Source organism: Brevundimonas terrae (assembly GCF_011761985.1).
Taxonomy (GTDB): domain Bacteria; phylum Pseudomonadota; class Alphaproteobacteria; order Caulobacterales; family Caulobacteraceae; genus Brevundimonas; species Brevundimonas terrae.
This window is the reverse complement of sequence record NZ_JAASQT010000003.1, coordinates 284,934-308,569: the sequence shown is the minus strand read 5'-3', so window position 1 is coordinate 308,569 and position 23,636 is coordinate 284,934. Positions and strand designations below refer to the sequence as shown.

General features: G+C 60.7%; 24 protein-coding genes and 1 tRNA gene. 12 read left to right on the top strand and 13 right to left on the bottom strand.

Annotated features, from left to right (window positions below; all coding sequences use genetic code 11):
* Positions 1 to 89: 89 nt before the first annotated feature.
* Positions 90 to 1,301, top strand: coding sequence for an NAD(P)/FAD-dependent oxidoreductase (locus FHS64_RS09885; RefSeq protein WP_167178032.1), 1,212 nt, complete (start codon positions 90 to 92; stop codon positions 1,299 to 1,301).
* Here FHS64_RS09885 and FHS64_RS09880 read toward each other — a convergent pair.
* The 3 genes from FHS64_RS09880 to FHS64_RS09870 all read right to left on the bottom strand — a co-directional run bounded on the left by FHS64_RS09880 (position 1,298) and on the right by FHS64_RS09870 (position 2,279).
* Positions 1,298 to 1,618, bottom strand: a complete 321-nt coding sequence (locus FHS64_RS09880; RefSeq protein ID WP_167178031.1) for a 2Fe-2S iron-sulfur cluster-binding protein — start codon at positions 1,616 to 1,618, stop codon at positions 1,298 to 1,300. The genes FHS64_RS09885 and FHS64_RS09880 overlap by 4 nt on opposite strands.
* Positions 1,619 to 1,689: 71 nt before the next feature.
* Positions 1,690 to 1,765, bottom strand: a tRNA-Thr gene (locus tag FHS64_RS09875).
* Positions 1,766 to 1,841: 76 nt separating this feature from the next.
* Complete coding sequence (locus FHS64_RS09870) at positions 1,842 to 2,279, bottom strand: HIT family protein (RefSeq protein ID WP_167178030.1); 438 nt, start codon at positions 2,277 to 2,279, stop codon at positions 1,842 to 1,844.
* Between the two features lie 102 nt (positions 2,280 to 2,381).
* Between FHS64_RS09870 and FHS64_RS09865 the strand changes: the two genes are divergently transcribed.
* Positions 2,382 to 2,741 (top strand): phage holin family protein, encoded by a 360-nt coding sequence (locus tag FHS64_RS09865; protein WP_167178029.1) that lies wholly within the window; start codon positions 2,382 to 2,384, stop codon positions 2,739 to 2,741.
* Positions 2,742 to 2,815: 74 nt separating this feature from the next.
* Here the strand turns inward: FHS64_RS09865 and FHS64_RS09860 are convergent, their stop codons facing one another.
* On the bottom strand, positions 2,816 to 4,141 hold the full coding sequence (locus tag FHS64_RS09860; protein ID WP_167178028.1) for a D-alanyl-D-alanine carboxypeptidase: 1,326 nt from the start codon (positions 4,139 to 4,141) through the stop codon (positions 2,816 to 2,818).
* Between the two features lie 343 nt (positions 4,142 to 4,484).
* Here FHS64_RS09860 and FHS64_RS09855 point away from each other — a divergent pair, with 343 nt between their 5' ends.
* The 4 genes from FHS64_RS09855 (at position 4,485) to FHS64_RS09840 (ending at position 8,534) form a co-directional block, all read left to right on the top strand.
* Positions 4,485 to 4,955, top strand: coding sequence for a phasin family protein (locus FHS64_RS09855; protein ID WP_167178027.1), 471 nt, complete (start codon positions 4,485 to 4,487; stop codon positions 4,953 to 4,955).
* Between the two features lie 252 nt (positions 4,956 to 5,207).
* A complete protein-coding gene (clpS, locus tag FHS64_RS09850) occupies positions 5,208 to 5,537 on the top strand; it encodes an ATP-dependent Clp protease adapter ClpS (RefSeq protein WP_167178026.1) in 330 nt (109 codons plus the stop codon).
* A gap of 12 nt (positions 5,538 to 5,549) precedes the next feature.
* Positions 5,550 to 7,853, top strand: coding sequence for an ATP-dependent Clp protease ATP-binding subunit ClpA (gene clpA, locus FHS64_RS09845; protein WP_167178025.1), 2,304 nt, complete (start codon positions 5,550 to 5,552; stop codon positions 7,851 to 7,853).
* Between the two features lie 105 nt (positions 7,854 to 7,958).
* Positions 7,959 to 8,534, top strand: a complete 576-nt coding sequence (locus FHS64_RS09840) for a DUF4287 domain-containing protein (protein ID WP_167178024.1) — start codon at positions 7,959 to 7,961, stop codon at positions 8,532 to 8,534.
* 15 nt (positions 8,535 to 8,549) lie between these two features.
* Here the strand turns inward: FHS64_RS09840 and FHS64_RS09835 are convergent, their stop codons facing one another.
* The 4 genes from FHS64_RS09835 to FHS64_RS09820 form a co-directional block, all read right to left on the bottom strand.
* Positions 8,550 to 8,855 (bottom strand): CsbD family protein, encoded by a 306-nt coding sequence (locus FHS64_RS09835; RefSeq protein ID WP_167178023.1) that lies wholly within the window; start codon positions 8,853 to 8,855, stop codon positions 8,550 to 8,552.
* 95 nt (positions 8,856 to 8,950) lie between these two features.
* A complete protein-coding gene (locus FHS64_RS09830) occupies positions 8,951 to 10,096 on the bottom strand; it encodes a GNAT family N-acetyltransferase (RefSeq protein WP_167178022.1) in 1,146 nt (381 codons plus the stop codon).
* Positions 10,093 to 10,551: a RidA family protein gene (locus FHS64_RS09825; protein WP_167178021.1), complete on the bottom strand. Its 459-nt coding sequence runs from the start codon at positions 10,549 to 10,551 to the stop codon at positions 10,093 to 10,095. The genes FHS64_RS09830 and FHS64_RS09825 overlap by 4 nt, the downstream gene beginning before the upstream one ends.
* A gap of 76 nt (positions 10,552 to 10,627) precedes the next feature.
* On the bottom strand, positions 10,628 to 11,905 hold the full coding sequence (locus FHS64_RS09820) for a DNA polymerase IV (protein WP_424945241.1): 1,278 nt from the start codon (positions 11,903 to 11,905) through the stop codon (positions 10,628 to 10,630).
* A gap of 125 nt (positions 11,906 to 12,030) precedes the next feature.
* Here FHS64_RS09820 and FHS64_RS09815 point away from each other — a divergent pair, with 125 nt between their 5' ends.
* Positions 12,031 to 12,399, top strand: coding sequence for a response regulator (locus FHS64_RS09815; RefSeq protein ID WP_167178020.1), 369 nt, complete (start codon positions 12,031 to 12,033; stop codon positions 12,397 to 12,399).
* Positions 12,400 to 12,402: 3 nt separating this feature from the next.
* Positions 12,403 to 13,764: a PleD family two-component system response regulator gene (locus FHS64_RS09810; protein WP_167178019.1), complete on the top strand. Its 1,362-nt coding sequence runs from the start codon at positions 12,403 to 12,405 to the stop codon at positions 13,762 to 13,764.
* Between the two features lie 154 nt (positions 13,765 to 13,918).
* Here the strand turns inward: FHS64_RS09810 and rpmG are convergent, their stop codons facing one another.
* Positions 13,919 to 14,086 carry a 50S ribosomal protein L33 gene (gene rpmG / locus FHS64_RS09805; protein WP_003164451.1) on the bottom strand — a complete coding sequence of 56 codons (168 nt, stop codon included), beginning with the start codon at positions 14,084 to 14,086 and terminating at the stop codon, positions 13,919 to 13,921.
* Positions 14,087 to 14,306: 220 nt separating this feature from the next.
* On the opposite strand from rpmG, the gene FHS64_RS09800 reads away from it, so the two are divergent.
* Positions 14,307 to 14,798: a hypothetical protein gene (locus FHS64_RS09800; protein WP_341771136.1), complete on the top strand. Its 492-nt coding sequence runs from the start codon at positions 14,307 to 14,309 to the stop codon at positions 14,796 to 14,798.
* Positions 14,799 to 14,852: 54 nt separating this feature from the next.
* On the opposite strand, the gene FHS64_RS09795 is transcribed toward FHS64_RS09800, so the two are convergent.
* A complete protein-coding gene (locus FHS64_RS09795) occupies positions 14,853 to 15,557 on the bottom strand; it encodes an NUDIX hydrolase (RefSeq protein WP_167178017.1) in 705 nt (234 codons plus the stop codon).
* Positions 15,554 to 17,890: a ribonuclease R gene (gene rnr / locus FHS64_RS09790; RefSeq protein ID WP_167178016.1), complete on the bottom strand. Its 2,337-nt coding sequence runs from the start codon at positions 17,888 to 17,890 to the stop codon at positions 15,554 to 15,556. Before rnr ends, FHS64_RS09795 begins: the two co-directional genes overlap by 4 nt.
* Positions 17,891 to 18,000: 110 nt before the next feature.
* On the opposite strand from rnr, the gene FHS64_RS09785 reads away from it, so the two are divergent.
* From FHS64_RS09785 to FHS64_RS09775, 3 genes are all read left to right on the top strand, one after another.
* Complete coding sequence (locus tag FHS64_RS09785) at positions 18,001 to 19,404, top strand: pyridoxal-phosphate dependent enzyme (RefSeq protein WP_167178015.1); 1,404 nt, start codon at positions 18,001 to 18,003, stop codon at positions 19,402 to 19,404.
* Between the two features lie 4 nt (positions 19,405 to 19,408).
* On the top strand, positions 19,409 to 20,572 hold the full coding sequence (locus tag FHS64_RS09780; protein WP_167178014.1) for a cystathionine gamma-synthase: 1,164 nt from the start codon (positions 19,409 to 19,411) through the stop codon (positions 20,570 to 20,572).
* Between the two features lie 112 nt (positions 20,573 to 20,684).
* Positions 20,685 to 21,929 carry a mechanosensitive ion channel family protein gene (locus tag FHS64_RS09775; protein WP_167178013.1) on the top strand — a complete coding sequence of 415 codons (1,245 nt, stop codon included), beginning with the start codon at positions 20,685 to 20,687 and terminating at the stop codon, positions 21,927 to 21,929.
* A gap of 59 nt (positions 21,930 to 21,988) precedes the next feature.
* On the opposite strand, the gene FHS64_RS09770 is transcribed toward FHS64_RS09775, so the two are convergent.
* Complete coding sequence (locus FHS64_RS09770) at positions 21,989 to 22,675, bottom strand: TorF family putative porin (RefSeq protein WP_167178012.1); 687 nt, start codon at positions 22,673 to 22,675, stop codon at positions 21,989 to 21,991.
* Between the two features lie 32 nt (positions 22,676 to 22,707).
* On the bottom strand, positions 22,708 to 23,634 hold the full coding sequence (locus FHS64_RS09765) for an NAD(P)H-dependent flavin oxidoreductase (RefSeq protein ID WP_167178011.1): 927 nt from the start codon (positions 23,632 to 23,634) through the stop codon (positions 22,708 to 22,710).
* Between the last annotated feature and the right edge of the window lie 2 nt (positions 23,635 to 23,636).

The window sequence follows — 23,636 nt, the reverse complement described above, 5'->3', positions numbered from 1 at the left end:
GCGACAATCTGTCAATAGGGTTTCCGCTCTTGACCCGTGGCGCGGGCACCCGCAAATCCGTGTGATATTATTTTCGGGGTGCGGTGCTCATGTCCAAGGTTGTGATTATCGGTGCAGGCCATGCAGGCGGTTCGGTTGCGGCTTTTCTGAAGCAGTATGGGCATGAGGGGCAGATTATCCTTGCTGGCACCGAGAAGGTGGCCCCGTACCAACGTCCCCCGCTGTCCAAGGCGTGGCTGAAGGGCGAGGCCGACGAAGCCTCGCTGCAACTGCGCGCCGACAGCTATTATGCCGATAACGGGATTGATTTGCGTCTGGGTGTCTCGGCGACCGGTATCGACCGTGCGGCCAAGACTGTTGCCTTTGATGACGGTACGACCGAAACCTATGACTATCTGGTCATCGCCACCGGATCGCGGGCGCGGCGTCTGCCTGCCTCGTGCGGTACGGGCGAGGGGACGCTGGAACTGCGGACCACTGTGGATGCCGAGCAACTGAAAGAGGCACTGGGCAAAGGCAAGCGCCTGCTGGTGATCGGTGGCGGCTATGTGGGCCTGGAGGCCGCAGCATCGGCGCGCGCGCTTGGGGCCGAGGCTGTGGTGCTGGAACGGATGGAGCGCGTGCTGCAACGCGTGGCCTCGCAGACCCTGTCGGACTTCTATACCCGCCGCCATACCGCCGAGGGCGTGCAGATCCGCACCGGAGCCGATGTGGTCACGGTGGCGGCTGATGGTGTGGTCTTTGCCGATGGCGAAACCCTGTCTGCCGATGCGGTGCTGGTGGGCATCGGGGCCATCGCCAATGACGAGATGGCCCAAGAGGCAGGTCTGGAATGCGGTGACGGCATTGTTGTGGACCTTGAAGCCCGCACCAGCGATCCGGCCATCTTTGCCGTGGGCGATGTGACGCGCCGTCCTTTGCCGCACTATGACGGCATCATGCACCGTCTGGAGAGCGTTCCCAATGCGCTGGAACAGGCCAAGCATGTCGCCTGCGCCATTACCGGCCGTCCGGCTCCCGCACCAGAAGTGCCGTGGTTCTGGTCGGACCAGTATGATGTGAAGCTTCAGATCGCGGGCCTGCCGTTCGGTGCCGACTGTCAGGTGGTACGCGGTGATGTGGATAGCGGCAGTTTCGCGGTCTTCCACCTGAAGGGTGACAAGATCGTCTGCGTCGAGGCCGTTAACTCGGCCCCGTCCTTCATGTTCGGCAAACAGGCCATCGGCAAGGGCACGTCGGTTGACGCCGAAGTGCTGGCCGATGCCGAAGCGCCGATCAAAACCGCGGCGATTGCGGCCTAGTCGGCGTTCGGAACGGACACCTTCATGCCCTCCATCGCATCGGTCAGGATGATCTGACAGGACAGGCGCGACGCGGCCTCATCGAAATTGTCGCGCCAGTCCAGCATATTGCGCTCGAACCCTTGGGCCTGTCCCACCTCGGCTTGCCAGTCGGGGTGGATATGCACATGGCATGTCCCGCACGACATCTGGCCCCCGCATTCCGCCTCGATACCGGCCACGCCGTCACGGGTGGCATAGGCCATCAGGCTGGCCCCGCTATCGGCATCGACCACTTGTTCGCTACCGTCCGGTTGAATGAAGGTGATGAAGGGCATGGGATTACAGTCATCCAAAAGGGCATCCTGAAACAGGAATGCGGATGCAGGCTTTGTGATGTGAGGAAAAGTGGTGCCGGTTGCAGGAATCGAACCCGCGACATCCAGTTTACAAAACTGGCGCTCTACCAACTGAGCTAAACCGGCGCGGCCCGACTTATGCTGAGAGAATCTCTCGGATGCAAGAGTGGGGCGCTAGTATTTTGCCATTCGTTTCGATGCGTTACGACAGATTGCTGCGGATACGCTCGGCAAGGGCTTTCAGCTCGGCCGGTTCGGCCATGCAGGACTGTCCGTGACCGGTCATGGCTTTGTTTTCCCAGCGCGGGATGATGTGGAAATGCAGGTGGAAGACGGTCTGGCCGGCGGGCGTGCCGTTGAACTGGGTCACGACCAGACCATCGGGTGACAGGGCCTTGTCGATGGCGCGGGCGGTGCGCTGGACGGCGGCGGTGACGATGGCCAGATCGGCGGCGTCCATTTCAAGGATGTTGCGGGCCGTCGAGGTCTTGGAGATGACCAGCGTATGCCCTTCGGACTGGGGGAAGGCATCCATGAACACATAGACCTGATCGTCTTCCCACACGGTCACGCCGGGGATTTCACCACGCAGGATTTTGGCAAAGACGTTTTGCGGGTCGTAGGTGCCGTGAAGGCTCATTGAAGACTCCTTGTGATCTGGCCGTCAGACTAGCAGTATCGATCCGCCGGTGCACCCACTGTGCGCCGGTTTGAACAGGCTTCTATAGCGGGAGACGGGCTGATGGTTGGATTTCTGATACAGGCTTTGGTGACGATGGCGGGGCTGTGGCTGTCATCCAAGGTAGTACCGGGGGTGGATTTCACGTCTACAGGTTCGCTGATCGCGGCGGCGCTGATCCTCGGTATTGTGAATGCGTTTGTGCGTCCGCTGATGATTATCCTGACCTTGCCGCTGACGCTGGTGACGTTCGGGCTGTTCCTGCTGGTGGTGAATGCGGCCATGATCGGCCTGACGGCGTGGTTCCTTGGCGGCTTTGCGGTCAACGGTCTGTGGGCCGGTATCGGTGCGGCCATTGTGACCGGCGTGGTCAGTTATTTTGCAGGGCTGTTCTTTATGCCCAAGCTAGAGATCCGCGATTGATGCCATCCTGACGGCAAAGAAAAAGGCGCGCTCCGGTTAAGAGCGCGCCTTTTATTGTGTCCGGTGACCGATCCTCAGGAAGGACGGATCACCATGCAGGTGACGCGGCGCGCGGCCAGGGTTTCACAGACCGAGTTGGCCTTGTCCTCGGTCATGCCGGTGAAGCGCGAGCGGAACCAGCCACCATCGGCGGTTTGTACATTGCGCTCGGCACCGGTGAACTCGCTGCGGAAGCGGCGGTTGATTTCGTTCAGCCAGTTGCGGGCGACGGCTTCATCCTTGAAGGCACCGACCTGAACCGACCAGCGACCGGCAGGGGCGGCTGCGCGCGTTGGAGCGGGCGCGCGTTCCGCGTTGCGACGGGCCGATGGGGCAGGGGTGATCGCGGTCGGTGCCGGGGCGTCAGCCGGTGCCGAGACGAGGTTGGCGTCGTCGGCAGCATAGGGACGGCCCTCGGTCGAAACCGAAGCATAGGCGACCGGTGCGGTTGGCGACGGAATGCCGTAGCCGCGAGCCTCGAAGAAGTCCTGATTGGAGGCAAAGCGTTCGCCACGGGCCTTGCGTTCTTGCAGGTCGAAGCCGGTATCCATCAGCTCGGCCACATGGGCGTTACGGCTGGCGGTCGAGCGGCCACCCATGACGATGGTGATCAGGCGTTTGTTGTTGCGAACAGCCGAGGCCGAAAGGTTGTAGCCCGACGCGTTGGTGAAGCCGGTTTTGATGCCGTCATAACCGCGCCCCGTGGCAAGCAGACCATTGGTGTTGCGATAGTCGCGACCGTTATAATACCAGTCGTGCAGACCCAGATAGCGATAGTATTGCGGATAGTCGCGCATCACAGCGCGGCTGAGGATCGCCAGATCATTGGCCGTGGTGGCCTGACGGGTATCGGGCAGACCGTTGGCCGTGGTGAAGCGGGTGCTGTGCATGCCCAGTTCACGCGCCTTGGCGGTCATGCGCGAGGTAAATTCGGCTTCGTTTCCGGCGATATGCTCGGCAATCGCGACAGCCATGTCGTTGGCGCTGCGGACGGCGGTGGCGCGCATAGCGTCATCGAGGCTGATGGTTTGACCGGCGGCCAGACCCAGTTTTGACGGTGGCTGCGCGGCGGCGCGCGGCGAGACGGTCAACTGGTCGGTCAGCTTGATACGGCCTTCTTCCAGCGCCTCATAGGCGAGGTAAAGGGTCATCACCTTGGTGATGGAGGCCGGATAGCGGCGCTCGTCGGCAAAGCGCGAGAACAGAACCTCGCCCGATGTCGCATCCAGAACAACCGACGCGTATTTGCCGCTGTCGCTCGATTGAGCCACCGGCGGGGTCTGTCCCACCGTCGGCAGCAGGGCGCTACAGGCCAGCAGAGCGGTGAACAAGGCAGGCTTGCGAAGAGAGGAGGGGGTCATCGGCATACGGGGCCTCTTCACTGTGGCGCTTCACCACTGAGGTATCCACGCCGGACAAGTGTACAAGATCGCTGACAGGAGTTTCGACACAGTTAACAGCCTGTCAATCATTGCTGTTAGCGATGAGGCAATCTCCGATCGTGATTTCGAGGTTAATGGCTCGGGCGGCGCTTGGCTACGACCCTTCGTAAATGTGATCCGCCATGGAAATTGTGCGCTGCACAAAAAGCCTTGATATTTTATCTCGCATGTGCGAAATAAGGACCGTTGTTATGTATGCGGGCGCGGCCTGCAGGTCATAGCGAGCTGATTTAAATCCCCCATTCCGACCTTGGAGATATCCATGTCTGACGCGACCGAAACTGTGAAGCAAACCGCTGCCAAGGCCCAAGCTCAGGTCAAGGCTCAGGCTGAAGCGATCCAGAAAGCCGGCACTACGGCCTTCAAGGACGGCGTTGACCGTTCGCTGAACTCGCTGACCGAGCTGAACGCCCAGGGCAAGAAGAACCTCGAAGCTGTCGTTGAAAGCGCTGCGGCGGCCCAGAAGGGTGCCGAGGCTCTGTCGCAACAGGCACTGGCCTATGGCAAGAAGAGCTGGGAAGAGAACGTCTCGGCCGCCCAGTCGCTGAGCCAGGCCCGCTCGGTTCAGGAACTGTTCGAGCTGCAAACTGCGTGGGCCAAGTCGGCCACCGAGGCCTATCTGGCCCATCTGAACCAGACTTCCGAAACCCTGACGGCTTCGCTGAAAGACAGCTTCAAGCCGATCAACTCGCGCGTAAGTGCTGCGGTTGAAGGTTTCCAGTCGGCTCGCTAACCCTCCCATAGCGACTGACAAAAGGAAGGCTCCGGTGCTTGCATCGGAGCCTTTTTTGTTTGGGCGAAGGGTGACGCATTTGGACGGTTTGGAAACCTATGCCGTTCACAAACGCTAGGAAGCCGAGGAGGGTGCCAAAAGATGGGGCGCTCACGTCATCGTTGACTGGACGAGGCTTCAAATCAGGGCATCATTGTCTTTAAGGCATCAGTGCCTATCTCTGAGTTGGAACGACTAACAGACGGACTTCGAATGCCAATCAAGCGGTCAGGTGAACAAGGCGCAGGTTCTGGTGCCAGCGTTGTCACCGAGACAAAGCCGAAGGTTCAGCGGCCCTCGCTCTATCGAGTGCTGATCCTGAACGACGACTACACGCCGATGGAATTCGTCGTCTATGTGCTTGAGCGGTTCTTCCAAAAGAGCCGTGAAGACGCGACCCGTATCATGATGCACGTCCATCAGTACGGTGTCGGGGTGTGCGGGGTTTACACATACGAAGTGGCCGAAACCAAGGTCGCCCAAGTGGTGGAAACTGCGCGTCGTCATCAACACCCATTGCAATGCACCATGGAAAAGGACTGAGAGGAGCCCTTCATGCCGTCATTTTCCCGTCCTCTCGAAGAGACGCTCCACCGCGCCGTGACCTATGCAAACCAGCGCAGGCACGAATATGCGACGCTGGAACATCTCCTTTGGGCCTTGATCGACGACCGTGATGCGGCCGCCGTGATGGAGGCGTGTAATGTCGATCTGACGACATTGCGCGGTGCCCTGTCAGACTATGTCGATAATGACCTTGCCGCGCTGGCGACTGCCGATGGCGACGACGCCAAGCCGACAGCCGGTTTCCAGCGGGTGATCCAGCGTGCGGTGATCCACGTCCAGTCCTCGGGCCGCGAGGAAGTGACCGGGGCCAATGTGCTGGTGGCGATCTTCTCCGAGCGCGAGAGCCATGCCGCCTATTTCCTGCAACAGCAGGATATGACGCGCTATGACGCGGTGAACTTTATTGCCCACGGCATTGCCAAAAAGCCGGGCGCGACCGAGAACCGCCAGCCGCGTGGTGCCAGCCTTGAAGAGGCCGAGGACGGTCACGTCGTCAAACAGGGTGGCGAGGCTCTGGAAGCCTATTGCGTCAATCTGAACGAAAAAGCCCGTGAGGGGCGGATTGATCCGCTGATCGGTCGTCAGGCCGAGGTGGACCGTTCGATCCAGATCCTGTGCCGCCGCACCAAGAACAACCCCTTGCTGGTGGGCGACCCCGGCGTGGGCAAGACCGCCATCGCCGAAGGACTGGCCCGCAAGATCGAAGCGGGCGAGGTGCCGGACGTGCTGAAGGGCGCGACCATCTTCTCGCTGGATATGGGCTCGCTTCTGGCGGGAACCCGTTATCGCGGTGATTTTGAAGAGCGCCTGAAACAGGTGGTCAAGGAACTGGAAGGGCACGAAAACGCCGTCCTGTTCATCGACGAAATCCATACCGTGATTGGCGCTGGTGCAACCAGTGGCGGGGCGATGGATGCGTCAAACCTGCTGAAACCGGCTCTGGCAGCGGGCAACCTGCGTTGCATGGGTTCGACCACCTATAAGGAATATCGCCAGCACTTCGAGAAGGACCGCGCTCTGGTGCGTCGCTTCCAGAAAATCGATGTGAACGAGCCGACGCTGGATGACACCATCCGCATCCTCAAAGGTCTGAAATCGACCTATGAGGAGCATCACAAGCTGCGCTTCACCGATGGTGCGATCCGTTCTGCGGTGGAACTGTCGGCGCGCTACATCACCGACCGCAAACTGCCGGACAAGGCAATTGATGTGATCGACGAGGCGGGGGCATCGCAGATGCTGCTGCCGGAAAACAAGCGCAAGAAGGTGCTGGGACAAAAGGAAATCGAGGCGGTCATCGCCAAGATGGCCCGCATCCCGCCCAAGTCGGTGTCCAAGTCCGACACCGAAGCCCTGCGCGAGTTGGTCGCTGATCTGAAACGTGTCGTTTATGGTCAGGACGAAGCCATCGATCAGGTTTCGGCGGCCATGAAACTGGCGCGTGCCGGCCTTCGTGATCCGCACAAGCCGATAGGTTCGTTCCTGTTTGCCGGCCCGACCGGCGTTGGCAAGACCGAGGTGGCCAAGCAACTGGCCGCGACCCTCGGTGTCGAGATGCAGCGTTTCGATATGTCCGAATATATGGAGCGTCACACGGTCAGCCGTCTGATCGGTGCACCTCCGGGCTATGTCGGTCACGATCAGGGCGGTCTGCTTACCGATGCCGTCGATCAGCACCCGCACTCGGTCGTGCTGCTGGACGAAATCGAGAAGGCCCACCCCGACATCTACAACATCCTGTTGCAGGTGATGGACCACGGCACCCTGACCGATGCGGTCGGCAAGAAGATCGACTTCCGCAATGTCATCCTGATCATGACGACCAATGCGGGCGCGGCGGACAATGCCCGCAACGCCATCGGTTTTGGTCGTTCCAAGGTGACAGGCGAGGACGAAAAGGCCATCCAGCGTCTGTTCACGCCGGAGTTCCGCAACCGTCTGGATGCGGTGGTCAGCTTCAAGTCGCTGGCACCGGAGACGATCCGCGAAGTGGTGAACAAGTTCGTCATCCAGCTGGAAGCCCAGTTGGCCGACCGCAACATCACCATCGAGCTGACCGACGATGCCGCCGACTGGCTGGCCAAGAACGGCTTCGACGAACTGTATGGCGCACGCCCGCTGGGCCGCGTCATTCAGGAACACATCAAGAAGCCGCTGGCCGACGACATCCTGTTCGGTCGCCTGACGCGCGGAGGCCATGTGAAGGTGGAGCTGAAAGACGGCAAGATCGTCTTCAACATCACCGAAAACCGTGGCTCTGCCGCCAAGGAAGAGGAAGAAGAGACGGCCTGATCCGTCCTGTCTTCGTGAAATGGCAAGGCCCGCTCCGGTTTCGGAGCGGGCCTTTGCTTTTGTACGGACGGGGCGCAAAAGTGGGGCGTGTGAGGAGAGGGTGCCATGAGCGACGGACTGACAGAGCGGCAGCGCAAATGGTTTGCCTCGGTGCGCGAGAGCCTTGCGGCCAAGACCGGAAAGTCGCTGGAGGAATGGGTGGCCGTGATGGCGGAGTGTCCGGAAACTGCGCCGCGTGCCCGTTTGAAATGGCTGAAGGACACGCACGGTGTCGGCCAGAACTATGGCGCGATGATTTTAGACGCGGCATTTCCAGAAAATGCGCTGGGCTGGGATGAACCGCAGGCTCTGCGCGAGGCCTTGTGGCACGATGCCGGATCACTGGCGGTGCTGGAGGCCATAGAGGCGGTGGCGGCCAAGGTGCCGGATGTGACCTTGGGCCAGCGCAAAACCTACACGTCCTTTTCCCGCAAGGTTCAGTTTGCGGCGATCCGTCCGTTGAAGTCGGGCGGGGCCGTGATGGGGCTGAAACTTGATCCGGCTGTGTCGGATCGTCTGGCCCCCGCCGTTCGCAAGGAAAGCTGGTCCGAGCGGTTGGTGTCGGTGGTTGAACTGGCCGATGCGTCGGCTGTTGATGACGAAATCGGCCGCCTGTTTGCACAGGCGGCCGATAACGGCTGATAAGGCTGCAGTGATTTAGCGCTTGCGGCCCAGAGCGCCGAGCAGGATGGCCGCACCGGCGAGGATGCCTGTCGTCAGCAGCGGTTTGTTGCGCGCGAAATCCAGACCTTTTTTGGCGGGCTCGCGGATATCCGGATGGGCCTTGTCCGCAATGCCGTCGAGGCCGTCGATGACGCGGCCATAGGCGGCCTTGGCGCGGCCACCGGCTTCCTTGGCGACACCTTCGACCTTGAGCTTGGTGTCTCCGGTCAGTTCGCCAAGGCCTTTTTTCACCTTGCCTTCGACCTGGTCAAAAGCGCCTTCGATACGTTGATCCGACATGTGCATGGTCCTTATGTCTGGGAAGGAAATCCGGGGAGGAGGGGAACAGTTAACAAAGCGTCTGGTGACGTTTCGGGTTCCCGCCCTGCGACACTCTATCGAACCTTGAAAGGTGATAATTCGGCCAGCATCGACAGGCGCTCGGCCTCGATGGCGGGTCGTTCCTGATCCAGATAGCGGGCGACGGGTTCGGCCAGCGCCGGATCGGCAATATAATGCGCCGAATAGACGGGCGAAGGCAGATAGCCACGGGCGATCTTGTGCTCGCCCTGTGCGCCGGCCTCGACGCGCGACAGGCCGTGTTTCAGTGCAAAATCAATGGCCTGATAATAGCACAGCTCGAAATGCAGGAAGGGTTTGTCGATACAGGTGCCCCATTGGCGGCCATAAAGGGCGTCGCGCCCGATAAAGTTCAACGCCGCCGCAACCGGAGTGTTGCCCTCAAAGGCCATCACCAGCGCCACCTTGTCGGCCATGGCGGCATGGATGCGTGAAAAGAAGTCGCGGGTCAGATAAGGGCGGCCCCATTTGCGCGACCCTGTATCCATATAGAAGGCATAAAATGCATCCCAGTGCGCTTCGGTCAGGGCATCACCGGACAGGGTGCGGATATCCAGCCCGTCCTGCGCCTCGCGCCGTTCGCGTCGGATGGATTTGCGGCGACTGGCCGACAGGGCATCGAGAAAATCATCGAAGCTGGTCCAGCCCTGATTGCGCCAGATATATTGAATGTCCTGACGCGGCATCAGACCGTGATCGGCCATGAACTGCCACTCGTCTTCGTGCGGGAAGTTCACATGCACCGAGGACAGGCCCATCTGTTCGCACAGCATGACCGCACCTTGAACCAGTCCCTGACGTACGCTGTCGGTATCGGCATCGGTCGCAACCAGCAGGCGCGGTCCGGTGGCAGGGGTAAAGGGGATGGCGCTTAACAGCTTGGGGTAATAGCGGCCACCGGCGCGCTGATAGGCATCGGCCCAAGCGTGGTCGAAAACATATTCGCCCTGGCTGTGGCCCTTTAAATACAGCGGCATGGCCCCGATCAGGGCACCGTCTTCGCTGTGCAGGGTCAGGTGGCGGGCGGCCCAGCCCTGTTCGGGCGTGGCACTGCCGGACGCCTCGCAGGCATCCAGAAAGTCATAAGAGACGAAAGGGTCGCCGGTCGGTAGCGCGAGAGCATTCCATGCTTCGCGCCCGACAGCGGCGACCCCGTTGTGGACCTGAAGTTTCAGGTTCACTTCACCTCGACGATAGCGTCAACTTCAACGGCAAAGCCGAGCGGCAGCTTGTAAACGCCAACAGCCGAACGGGCGTGCTTGCCAGCGTCGCCAAAGACTTCGACCATCAGGTCCGACGTGCCGTTGATGACAGCCGGAATGGCGATGAAATCAGGACCAGCCTGCACAAAACCACCCAGTTTGACGATGCGGACCACGCGGTCCAGATCACCACCCAGAGCGGCTTTGATTTGAGCGATCAGGTTCAGGCCGCACAGGCGGGCAGCGGCTTGGGCTTCTTCCGGCGTGACGTCGACGCCGACAGTGCCCTTGATGCCGCCATTGGCATCGTTCGACAGCTGACCCGAAATGGTCAGGGTGTTGCCCGATTGGACATAAGAGACATAGGAGGCCACCGGCTTGGCGGCTTCGGGAAGGGTGATGCCAAGTTCGGTAAGGCGGGCTTCGATGCTCATGACTGTCTCCAAGAATGAGGGGTGAGGGGATGTAGCGCGATTGCGGGGTGTCTGTCTGCCCCGTCTCAACACACGGTTACGGGGTGTGATCGGGCTTTTTAAGCGCCCGTCCTGCGATGACGGCTTTTGAGCCGAACTTGGCCCGCAAGGCGTCGATGGCGGTCTCGGTTTTCAGATTACGGTTCTCGGTGGTCTGGAACAGGCCGGACGGCGCATCCTGTGCATCCACAACATCGGCCATGCCGATCCCGATCAGGCGATAGGGCACGCCCAGTTCCGGCTTCAGCAGGTCGCGTCCCGCATTGAACAGGGCCCGCGCCGTCTGCACCGGATCGGGCAGGGTGATGCGGCGGGTCAGGATTTTAAAATCTGAGCGCCTCAGTTTCAGCACGATAACGCGGCTGGAAACCCCATCACGACGGGCTTTGGAGGCCAGTTTCTCGCACAGGGGCCAAAGCTCGGCCTCCAGCGCCTCTTGCGAGATCAGGTCCTCGTTAAAGGTGTTTTCGGCGCTCATGCCGCGCCGGTCATGCTCGGGATTGACGGGGCGGCTGTCGCGGGCATGGCTGAGTTCATATAGACGCAGCCCGCTTTCACCATATCGGCGGATCAGGTCTTTTACATCGGCATTGGCCAGATCACCGACCGTGGCAAAGCCGTCCGAGCGCAGGGTCTTGCCGAACACCGGACCGACCCCCGGCAGGATGTTGACGGGTTTGGGGGCCAAAAGCGCCTTGGCCTCGGCCTTGCCGATGACGGAAAAACCGCGCGGTTTATCCAGCTCCGAGGCAATCTTGGCCAGAAAACGGTTGGGGGCCAGACCAATGGAAACCGTCAGGCCGACCTCTTCCTCGATCCATTTTTGTAGCCGCGCCAGTTGGAAGGCCGCCGATCCACCATTCAGGCGCTCTGTGCCGGACAGGTCGATCCACGCCTCGTCCAGAGACAGGGTTTGCACCAACGGGGTTAGGGCCTCGACCGCGCCGAAGATGCGCGCGCTCTCGTGTCTGTATTTGGAAAAGTCAGGGGGAATGACGACGGCTTCAGGACAGGCCTTTAGTGCCTTGAACATCGGCATGGCGCTGCCGACGCCATAGAGGCGGGCAATATAGCAGGCGGTCGAGACCACTCCGCGCTTTCCGCCCCCGATAATGACCGGCTTGTCGCGCAGTTCTGGCCGGTCGCGCTTTTCCACCGAGGCGTAAAAGGCATCGCAATCCAGATGCGCCATGGTCAGTTGACCCAGCTCTGCATGGCTGACCACGCGCGGCGTGCCACAGGACGGGCAACGCTTCACAGCGTCGGTTCCGTGCCACAGGCAGTCACGACAAAGCGTCTGGATCGACAGATTCATGCTCCGGCCGGTTGCGCCTTCACGTCAGTTTAAGACTGGGCAGGGCAAGTTTGGGTTTGAGGGAACCCATTATAGCCGATTTGTCGATTTTTCCCACGGGTTCAGGTTGAGCGGGCAGGTGTTGAATGTCCAAAAAAATCCTCATCGTCGAGGATAACGAGCTGAATATGAAGCTGTTTCATGATCTGCTCGAATCTCAGGGTTATGAGACCCTGCAAACCCGCGAGGGAATGCAGGCGCTTCAGCTTGCCCGCGCCCATCGGCCCGATTTGATCCTGATGGACATCCAGTTACCGGAGATTTCGGGACTGGAAGTGACAAAATGGATCAAAGAGGACGAAGAACTGAGCAATATCCCTGTTATTGCCGTCACCGCCTTTGCTATGAAGGGGGATGAAGAGCGCATCAGGCAGGGTGGCTGTGAGGCCTATATTTCCAAACCTATCTCGGTCACGACCTTTCTGGACACTGTCAGGCTGCATCTGGAAGGATAGTGTATGAGTGCGCGTATTCTGGTGGTGGACGATGTCGAAACCAATGTCCGCCTGCTCGAAGCCAAGCTGACGATCGAATATTACGACGTTGCGACCTGTCGTGACGGGGCCACAGCGATCGAGATTGCCCGCGCCGAACAGCCGGATCTGATCCTGCTGGACGTGATGATGCCGGTCATGGACGGGTTTGAAACCTGTCGCCGCCTGAAAGACGATCCGGTCACGCGCCATATTCCTGTGGTGCTGGTGACGGCGCTGGATGGACGCGAGGACCGTATTCGCGGTCTGGAAGCGGGGGCTGACGACTTTCTGTCCAAGCCTCTGGACGATGTGATCCTGATGGCGCGGGTCCGCAGTCTGACGCGTCTGAAGATCATGATCGACGAACTGCGCGAGCGCGAGGAAAGCGTGCGCCGTATCGGGATAGGCGATGCGGGCATAGAGCGTTTGCGCGGCACCGGCGGCCGTATTGTGATCGTGGACGATCATGACGAACAGGCCGCGCATATCGTGGCCGAACTGGGCAAGAATCATCGCCCCGTACATCTGGGGACGATGGGCAATGACCTGTCATCGTCCATCAACGGCGTTGATCTGTTGATTATCAATGCGGCGACCAAGGGTTTTGACGGCCTGCGCCTGCTAGCCCATCTGCGCGCGCGAGAAAGCACGCGCAACCTGCCGATCCTGACCCTTGTGGATACGGGCGACCGCCCGCGACTGCTCAAGGCGCTGGAGCTGGGGACCAATGATATTGTCAGCATCCCTGTGGATGGCCACGAGCTGTCGGCCCGTGCTTTCACGCAGGTCAGGCGCAAGCGTTATACCGAGTTCCTGCGCGAGCGGTTGGAACGCAATCTGGAAGCGGCTGTCACCGATGTGCTGACGGGGCTTCATAACCGCCGATATATGTCCAGCCAGCTACAGTCGCTGGTGTCGCGGGCCAATCTGGGTGGCGATCAGGTTGCGGTGCTGATTCTGGATCTGGATCACTTCAAGATCATCAATGACAGCTTTGGCCACGATGCGGGTGACGAGGTGCTGCGCGAATTTGCTGTGCGTCTGGCCACCAATGTCCGTGCGCTGGACCTGCCTTGCCGTCTGGGCGGCGAGGAGTTCGTGGTGGTGATGCCCGGCACGTCTCTGGAAGATGCCCAAACGATTGCCGAGCGTATCCGCAGCAATGTCAGCCGCGAGCCGTTCCGTGCCAAGGGTATGGGCGAGGCGTTGACGGTAACGGTATCGGTGGGGGTTGCGGCGTCCGTACCCGATGATACGCCCGAGACCCTGCTGAAACGCGCCGATCAGGGTGTCTATGAGGCCAAGGCACTGGGCCGCGACAAGGTGGTTGTCCGCGCGGCATAGAGCGCGGACGTTTCCTTACGGATTTCAGGCATCGAAAAGTGGGCGGCTGGGAACAGTCGCCAATCTTTCAGGCATAGAAAAACGCCCGGCTGTGAACAGCCGGGCGTTTTCAAAATCGTGCAAGCTGCTGCTCCGCATCGCGCGGAGCAGGGACTTACTTGATCTTGCCTTCTTTGAACTCGACGTGCTTGCGAACGACCGGATCGTACTTTTTCACGACCATTTTTTCGGTCATGGTACGGGCGTTCTTCTTGGTGACATAGAAGAAGCCGGTGTCGGCGGTGGAGTTCAGACGGATCTTGATCGAAGCCGGTTTGGCCATCGGAATTAACCTCTGCGACGGCGAAAGCCGCTATAAATACGAGGCGCGGAACATACCCATACACGCAGCAAAGTCAACGGGCGTGATGTCGCCTTGAGTTCGACTTGCGAACAGGTAGTCTTTTGCCATGAAAATGTCTCGAATTGCACCCGCCTTCGCCCTAACGGCTTCAATTTTCGGCCTTGCTGCCTGTAGTTCGCAGAGCGCGGTTACGGAATCGGTGAATCCGCAAGATGCCTTCTTTGCGAATCTGACAGCCCTGTGTGGCCAGCGATTCGAGGGCAAGGTTGTGACCACCGACCCTCAGGATGCCGATTTCGCCAATAACCGCCTGCTGATGCATGTGCGCGATTGCAGTGACAGCGAGATCCGCATTCCGTTCTGGGTCGGCGAAGACAAGTCGCGCACCTGGGTCATTACCCGTCAGGATGTGGGTCTGCGCCTCAAGCACGATCACCGCGATCCGGATGGCACCACGCACACCCTGCACTGGTATGGCGGCAATACCGCCAATGAAGGCACGGCCGAGCGTCAGGAATTCCCTGTCGATCAGGAATCCATCGACTTGTTCAATGCCAATGATGCCGCGGTTTCGACCACCAATGTGTGGGCAGTCGAGGTTCACCCCGCCAAGACCTATGTTTACGAGCTGAAGCGCCCGAACCGTCTCATGCGCGTCGAGTTCGACCTGACCAAGCCGGTCACAGAATAGGTCATCATCTGATCTGAAATGAAGAAGGCTCCCGATATGGATCGGGAGCCTTTTTTAATGTCTGTGCTCGATGCGGTGCTGGCCGTGCAGCATGCGGACAAAGGGCAGGGGCCTGTTGGGGTTCTGGCGGCGCTCCAGAGCCTCGCCCAGCACAAAGCGGGTGATGGAGGGCAGGTCCAGCTTCATAGCGTCCTCGATAGGCAGCCACGCAATCTCGTCCAGTTCGCCCGAGCCTTCGATATTGTCGGGATCGCGCAGGGCCTCGATGGGGGCCGCAAAGAAACGGGCATCGAAACGGCGCGTGCGACCCGGCGGCGTAATGGCGCGGGCCACATAGGTCAGGGCCGACAGGTCGGGGATGGCACCGGCCTGACGATATTCACGCCATGGACCGGCCACAGAGGCCTCAGGGGCCGACTTGCCGAGAATAAGGCCGGTTTCCTCGAATGTCTCGCGGATAGCCGTCAGGGCCAGCGCACGGGCGCGCCGTGCGGGCATCTCCATTTCCAGCCTGCGGGCAGTTTCGTGGTTCAGATGGCCACTGGCATGGGCGCGAAAATCCGAGGGGTCGATCCGTCCCCCCGGAAACACCCATTTGGAGGCCATAAACACATGGCCTGCCGCACGGCGACCCATCAGGACTTCAAGGTTTCGTTCGCCGCGCGTCAGGATCAGGGTTGCGGCATCACGGGGGCGTTGTCGCTCCCCCGTGCGTGGCGAATCCAGCAGGTCCTGTCTGGCGTCGAACGGTTGGCTCACTTGCGCTTGCCCTTTTTGACACCTTTCAGGCCGCCCAGAGGCTTACCATGGGGTTTGCCGCCATTGCGGGCGCGGGCCGATTTGGGCCCGCCCTTGCCGCCACCCTTGAAGCCGCCACCGCCCTTGCCAGAGCGACCCCGCATACCCAGACGCGGGGACGGGGCATTCGGATCGCGCGGGGCAGGGTCGGACATCATCTGCAAGACCAGACCGCCGGTGATCGGCGTGGCCTCGACCAGCAGGACCTCGACATTATAGCCGAGCGGGAAGCGCTTGCCCGAACGCTCGCCGACCAGTGCATGGGTGCGGTCGTCATGGATGAAATATTCGTCGCCCAGAGACGACACAGGCACCAGACCATCGGCCCCTGTTTCATCCAGACGGACAAACAGGCCAAAGCGGGTCACGCCGGTAATGCGGCCGGTAAACATCGCCCCGACATGCTCTTCAAGGAAGGCGGCGATATAGCGATCCATCGCCGCACGTTCCGCCGCCATCGAGCGACGCTCGGTTTCGGTGATGTGGTCGGCAATGGCTTCCAGTTCCGACATTTCGCGGTCGGTCAGGCCATCATCGCCAAAGCCACACGCGCGGATCAGGCCACGATGCACCATCAGGTCGGCATAGCGGCGGATCGGCGAGGTGAAGTGGGCATAGCGGTCGAGGTTCAGGCCAAAGTGGCCGACATTCGACGGCGTATAGAAGGCCTGCATCTGGGTGCGCAGGACCACCTCGTTGACGACCTCGGCATGGGCGGTGTCCTTGACCTCGCCCAGCAGCTTGTTGAAGCGTTTGGTGGTCGGGGCCTCGCCCTTGGTCCAAGACTTGCCGATGGTGTGCAGGAAGTCCGACAGGTTGAAGATTTTTTCCTGACTGGGCGTCTCGTGCACACGATAGATCAGCGGCGTGCGGGCCTTTTCCAGCGTCTCGGCGGCGCAGACATTGGCCTGCACCATCATTTCCTCGATCAGGCGGTGCGCTTCCAGCGACTTGCGCGGCAGGATGGCTTCGATACCGCCATCGGGCGACATCTTCACGCGGCGCTCCAGGCTTTCGATGGCCAGAGGCGCACGGCGCTCGCGGCCTTTCAGCATACAGGCATAGGCGTTCCACAAAGGATACAGGATCGCATCCATGATGGGGCCGGTCACATCGTCCGGCGCGCCGTCGATGGCGGCCTGAGCCTGTTCATAGGACAGCTTGGCGTGTGAACGCATCAGGCCGCGCGTGAACTTGTGGCTGACCTTCTTGCCGGTGGCGTCGAACACCATACGCACCGCCATGGTGGCGCGGTTCTCGCCCTGTTTCAGGCTGCACAGGCCATTGGACAGCACTTCCGGCAGCATAGGCTCTACGCGGTCGGGGAAGTAGGTCGAGTTGCCTTTGGCGCGGGCCTCGCGGTCCAGTTGGGTATTGGGGCGCACATAGGCGGCCACGTCGGCAATCGACACCCAGACGATCCAGCCGTCGGGGTTTTTCTCGTCGGTATCGGGTTCGGCATAGACGGCGTCGTCGTGGTCGCGCGCATCCTGCGGGTCGATGGTGACGAACGGGATATGGCGCAGATCCTCGCGGCCCTTCAGGGTCGGGACTTCCTGATCGCCTGCCTCGGCCTCTACGGCCTCCGAGAAGCCGGCGGGGATGTTGTGCTGATGGATGGCAATGATCGAGGCAGCGCGGGGATCATCCTCGCGGCCGATATGTTCCAGCACCTTGCCGCGCTTGGGACCATAACGACCCTCGCGCTTTTCGGCAGCCGCCAGAACCAGATCGCCGTCCTTCAGGCCCTCGGCCAGCGAGGCGGGGATAACAAGGAATTCCTTGTCCTTCTTGTCCACCGGCTCGATGCGAACCTCGCGATTGCCCTTGCGGACCACGCCCAGAAGCTTGCTGTTGTCGGAATCCAGTTTCTTGACGAGGCGGGCTTCCCAGCCTTCTCCCGCGCGGCTGAGCTTGACCAGCAGGCGGTCGCCCATAGCCGGCGCAGGTCCGCGACGGTCCTTGTCGGCCACCAGAACGGCCTGAGGCGCATCGGCCTCGCCCTTGACCAACTGGACCAGCATTTCGCCATCGTCGGTGCGGGCCACCACATCGACCACGCCGACGGGGGGCAGGGTGCCGGCCTCGGCAAAGCCCTTGCGGCCGCGCTTGCCCAGCTTGCCTTCGGCCTCCAGCTCGCGCAGCATTTCACGCAGCATGCGCCGCTCGGCCCCCTTGAGGCCGAATGCACGGGCGATGTCGGATTTTTCCGCCTCTCCGGCTTCGCGCAGGAAGGCGAGGAGGGTGTCTTTGTCGGGGAGGCCCGCAACCGGGCGTTTCGGAGTTTTAGCCATTACGCTCTCTGTAGCGAATATTTCGGGCAAAAAGGTGAAAACTTGCACGAGTTGACCGCGAAGGCCGCGAAGCCCAGCCTTGAGGCCTAAGAGCTTTGGAGCATAGACCCATGTCGTTGACCGACACGCCCGCCCTGTCCCGTCCCGCCGCCTCGCTGCTGGACCTGATCGGCAAGACCCCGATGGTCGAGGTAACCAAGCTGGACACCGGCAAGTGCCGTCTGTTGCTCAAGCTGGAAAACCAGAACCCCGGTGGCTCCATCAAGGACCGGATCGCCCTGACCATGATCGAGGTGGCCGAGAACGAGGGCTGGCTGAAGCCGGGCGGCACCATCGTAGAGGCGACAGCCGGTAATACCGGTCTGGCCCTGACGCTGGTCGGAAAACAAAAGGGTTACAAGGTCTTGCTGGTCATTCCGGACAAGATGTCGAAGGAAAAAATCCAGCACCTGCGCGCCATGGGGGCCGATGTGCGCCTGACCCGTTCGGACGTGCCGCATGGCCATCCCGAATACTATACCGACATGGCCGAGCGTCTGGCCCAGCAGATTCCGGGTGCCTATTACGTCAACCAGTTCGCCAATGACGCCAACTCCGAGGCGCATTTCAAATCGACGGCACCGGAAATCTGGGAGCAGACCGGCGGTGATATTGATGCCTTTGTGGCCGGTATCGGCTCGGGCGGCACCATCACCGGCATTGCCCGCTATCTGAAAGCGCAGGGCTCCAAGGCTGAAATCATTCTGGCCGATCCGGTCGGTTCGGCGCTGGCGGGAATCGTCAACGAGGGCAAACCCGGTCCCGATGGCTCCTATACCGTCGAAGGTATCGGGCAAAACTTTGTGCCGGACACCGCCGATATCAATCTGATCGACAAAGCCTATTCTATCCCCGATGCGGAATCGATCGCGACCGCACGCGATCTACTGCTGAAAGAGGGCGTTCTGGCCGGATCGTCGTCGGGTTGCCTGATCGCGGCGGCCCTGCGTTGGTGCCGTGAGCAGACCGAGCCGAAGACGGTCGTCACCTTCGTGTGCGACACCGGCGCGAAATATCTGTCCAAGGTCTATAACGACACATGGCTGGCCGATCAGGGTCTGGCGGAACGCGAGATCACCGGCAACCTGTCGGACCTGATTAGCCGCAAATACGAGACAGGTGATGTGGTCGTTGTCGGTCCCGAAGACACCATCGACACGGCCTTTAAACGTATGCGCGGCAGCGATGTCTCGCAGCTTCCTGTCATTCAGGATGGCCGTCTGATCGGCATCGTTGACGAGAGCGATATCGTCCACCTGATGAACACCGATGAGATCACCCGCAAGGATCGTTTCGCCAAGGCGGTATCGTCGGCCATGACGCGCGATCTGGACACGGTGCAGGTTTCCGAAACGCTGGATGCCCTGATCCCGCTGTTCGACCGCGACCGTGTGGCCATTGTGCTGGACGGCGAGAAATTCGTCGGCCTGATTACCCGCGCCGACCTGATCAACCACCTCAGCCTGAACCGTTAAGCAGATGACCGAAAAGAAAAATCATCAAGGCTTCTCGACCCGCGCCATCCATGCGGGGCAGGAACCGGACCCGACGACCGGTGCCGTTATGATGCCGATCTACGCCACCTCGACCTTCGCGCAGGAAAGCCCCGGCGTGAACAAGGGCTTTGAATATGCACGCGGAAAGAACCCGACGCGCATGGCGTTCGAGGCCTGTATCGCGGACCTTGAAGGCGGCGTTCAGGCCTTCGGTTTCGGCTCGGGCATGGCGGCGACCTCGACGGCGCTGGAACTGCTGGATGCCGGTTCGCACATCGTTACGGGTGATGACCTGTATGGCGGTTCGTGGCGTCTGTTCGAGCGCGTTCGCCGTCGCTCGATGGGTCTGGACTTTGCCTATGTCGACCTCAGCGACATCGCGGCTGTAGAGGCCGCGATCACCGACAAGACGCGGATGCTGTGGGTGGAAACCCCCACCAATCCGATGATGAAGCTGGCCGATATCGCCGCCCTGTCCAAGGTGGCCAAGGCGCATAATCTGATCCTCGTGGTCGATAACACCTTTGCCTCGCCCTATTGCCAACAGCCGCTGGCACTGGGCGCGGACATCGTGATGCATTCGGCGACCAAATATCTGAACGGTCACTCTGACGTGGTTGCCGGTGTTCTGGTGGCCAAGGATGCGGAAATGGCCGCGCAGCTGAAGTTCCTCCAGAACTCTATCGGCGGCGTCATGGGCCCGTTCGATGCCTTCTTGGTGAACCGTGGCCTGAAAACGCTGGCCCTTCGCATGAAGGCCCACTGTGAAAATGCCATGACGCTGGCCAAGTGGCTGGAAGGCCGCGCCGGTGTTCAAAAAGTCATCTATCCGGGTCTGGAAAGCCACCCGCAACACGCATTGGCCAAGAGCCAGATGACGGGCGGTTTCGGCGGGATGGTGTCGGTGGTGATCGACGGCGATCTGGAACGCACCAAGCGCGTTCTGGAGCGGGTGCAGGTCTTTACGCTGGCCGAGTCCCTCGGCGGTGTCGAAAGTCTTGTGAACCATCCGGCCATCATGACCCATGCCAGCATCCCCAAGGATGTGCGCGAGGCCAGCGGTGTCACCGACAACCTGATCCGCCTGTCGGTGGGGGTCGAGAATATCGAAGACCTGATCGCCGATCTGGATCAGGCCCTGTCCTGATACCGAGATTATGACGAGAGGCCGCAGTCTTTAGGGACTGCGGCCTTTTTCATGCGCCCTGTGGCGCTATGTCGGGGTTCACATGGCGGGTCCAGGTCATTAGTTTTGTGCCATGCAGCAATACGACGCCTTGCGCGCCCGTCTCGCAGACTTCCCCATGGCTGAAATGATGGCGGGGTTGTGCCTTCTGGTTCTGGTGGCCGTTGCCGCCGATTTTATAGTCCGGCGCGGGCTGACCCGCATATTATTGAAGCTGGTAGAACGGGCTACCGACGAGTTGGATAGCCTGTTGCGACCCGTCGTGCGGAACCTGTCGCGGGTGGTGCCGACGCTGATTATCCAGCTGGGTATTGCCTCGGTGCCGCATCTGCACCCGTCAGTGGTGACGGTGGTCCAGAATGTTGCGGCGGCCCTGACCATTGTTGCGGTCGTGCTGGCCATCGGGTCGGCGCTGGATATGGCCAATGCCCTCTATGCCCGTTCGGAGCGGGCGCATCGTCGCAACATCAAGGGCTATGTGCAGGTGGTCAAACTGGTCGTCTATGCGATCGGCACCATTCTGGTGATTGCTTCGCTGATCGACCGGTCGCCCTTGTTGTTGCTGTCGGGTCTCGGGGCCTTGGCGGCGGTGCTGATGCTGGTGTTCAAGGACACCATCCTGTCGCTGGTGGCGTCGGTTCAGTTGAACTCGAATGACATGCTGCGTGTCGGTGACTGGATCGAGATGCCGCAACTGAATGCCGATGGCGATGTGATCGACATCGCCCTGCACACGGTAAAGGTCCAGAACTGGGACAAGACGATCACCACCATCCCGACATGGCGGCTGATCAATGAAAGCTACAAAAACTGGCGCGGGATGCAGGAAAGCGGTGGTCGCCGGATCAAGCGCTCACTGCTGATCGACCAGAACAGTGTGCGTTTCCTGAGCGAGGACGAGCGCAACCATATGCGCCGGATCATGCTGATCGACGACTATCTGGCGGAAAAATCCGACGAACTGGCCCGCTGGAACGCGCAACTGGTCGAGAGCGGCCGCGATCCGGTCAATACCCGTCGCGCCACCAATCTGGGCACCTTCAGGGCCTATGTGAAGCAGTACCTGAAAAACCACCCGCGCCTGAACCAGCAGATGACGCAACTGGCGCGCCAGATGGCACCGGATGAAAGCGGTCTGCCGCTGGAAATCTATTGCTTCACGGCGACGACCGCGTGGGCCGAGTACGAAGACATTCAGGCCGATATTTTCGATCATCTGCTGGCGATCCTGCCCGAGTTCGGTCTGAGGCTGGCACAGCAGCCGACGGGGGCGGATATGGCCGCTGTCGTGAAGGCCGTGGCCGGACAGGCGGCATAAAAAAGGGGCCATCCGGCCCCTTTTTCGTATCTGTTATGCCCAACCTTCTAGGTCTGGACTTAGAAGGCGTAGGCGATGCCTGCGACCAAGGCTTCTTTGTACTGTTCGCCGGGCATGTCGGAATCATTGCCGTGCCAGCGAACATCCAGTTCAAGGTCTTTGGTCAGGGCGTAGGCGACACCGATATTATAGCCGGTATAGTCAACGCTGTTGTCCTGATCGCGGCGGCCGATCTCTGCGGTAGCGGTCAGTTTGTCGCTGAAGTCCCAGCCCGCACGCGCGGCCACCCATGTCCATGCCTTGACCGAGCCTGCTCCGTCCGGCGAATGCTGTACCCGCAGACGGGCGCTGGCCGGACCAATGGCGCGCTTCATGTCGGCGGTGAATTCCCACGCCTTGTCATCAACGCCGGGGTTGGAATCCAGACGCCATTTGTGGGTAGCGTTCAGGTCGAAATCGAAACCGGCCCATTGCGGACGAATGCCGCCGCCCAGTTCGACCTCAAGGTCCGAGCCGCCGCTCTTGATCGTTTCAAATGCCGGACCGGCATAGAAGAAGCCGCTGTCGTTTTCCCACAGGGCCTCGCCCCATACGAAGGCTTCGCCGTCGGACTTGGAGATATCTTTGGAGCGGTTATCGGTACCGGCACCCACGGAAAGATTCCACGAACCGGTCTGTGCCATGGCCGAAGCGGGCAGGGCGGCGGTTGCGAAAACGAGGGCGAGGGCGGTGACTGTAAGGCGCATAGGGGCTCCGCTGCGTCTGGTGATGCGCCCGCTTAACGTCGTTTTGTGTCAAAATCCAAACAGGCCTGTGAAAACTCGTCCGTGAGCCGCTCAATAAGCTTGGCCGTAGGCAGAACATCGTGGATGGAGCCCACGCCATGACCAGCGGACCAGATGGTTTTCCACGCCTTGGCTTCCTCGCCCATATCCAGCTTGTGCGAGGGCAGGGACTTGGGATCGATGCCGTTGTCGATCAGGGATTTGACCATGAAGTTAGCGGGAATACCCGAGACGGCGGGGGTGTGCACGATGTCGGTCGCGCCGCTGTCGATAATCATGGCCTGATAGGCGGCGTCGGCCTGTGCCTCGGTCGTGTTGATGAAGCGGGTGCCCATATAGGCAAAGTCGGCCCCCATCATCAGGGCGGCGGCCACGTCCTGTCCGGTCGAGAGCGCGCCCGCCAGAATAATGGTGCCGTCAAAGAAGCGGCGCACCTCGTTCACCAGTGCGAACGGGTTGATGATGCCCGCATGGCCGCCCGCGCCACCGGCCACCAGGATCAGGCCATCCACGCCGGCCTCGGCGGCTTTTTGCGCGTGGCGCACGGTGGCGATGTCGTGGAAGACCTTGCCGCCATAGCTCTGAACCGCCTTCACCACATCGGCCACGGCCCCCAGCGAGGTGATGACCAGCGGCACCTCGTGCTCGATAGTGACAGCCAGATCGGCCATCAGGCGGTCATTGGTATTGTGAACAATGTGGTTCACGCCAAAGGCCGCCGCATCGGGTTTCAGGCGCGATTTGATCTCGATCAGCCAGTCCCGATAGCCCTCGGTGGTGCGCTGGTTTAGCGACGGGAAGGTGCCAATGACCCCGTTATTGCACGCCTCGACCACCAGATCCGTTCCCGACACCAGAAACATCGGCGACGAGATAACGGGCAGCTTCAGCCCTTTTTGCAGGGAAGCAGGAATGGCCATGG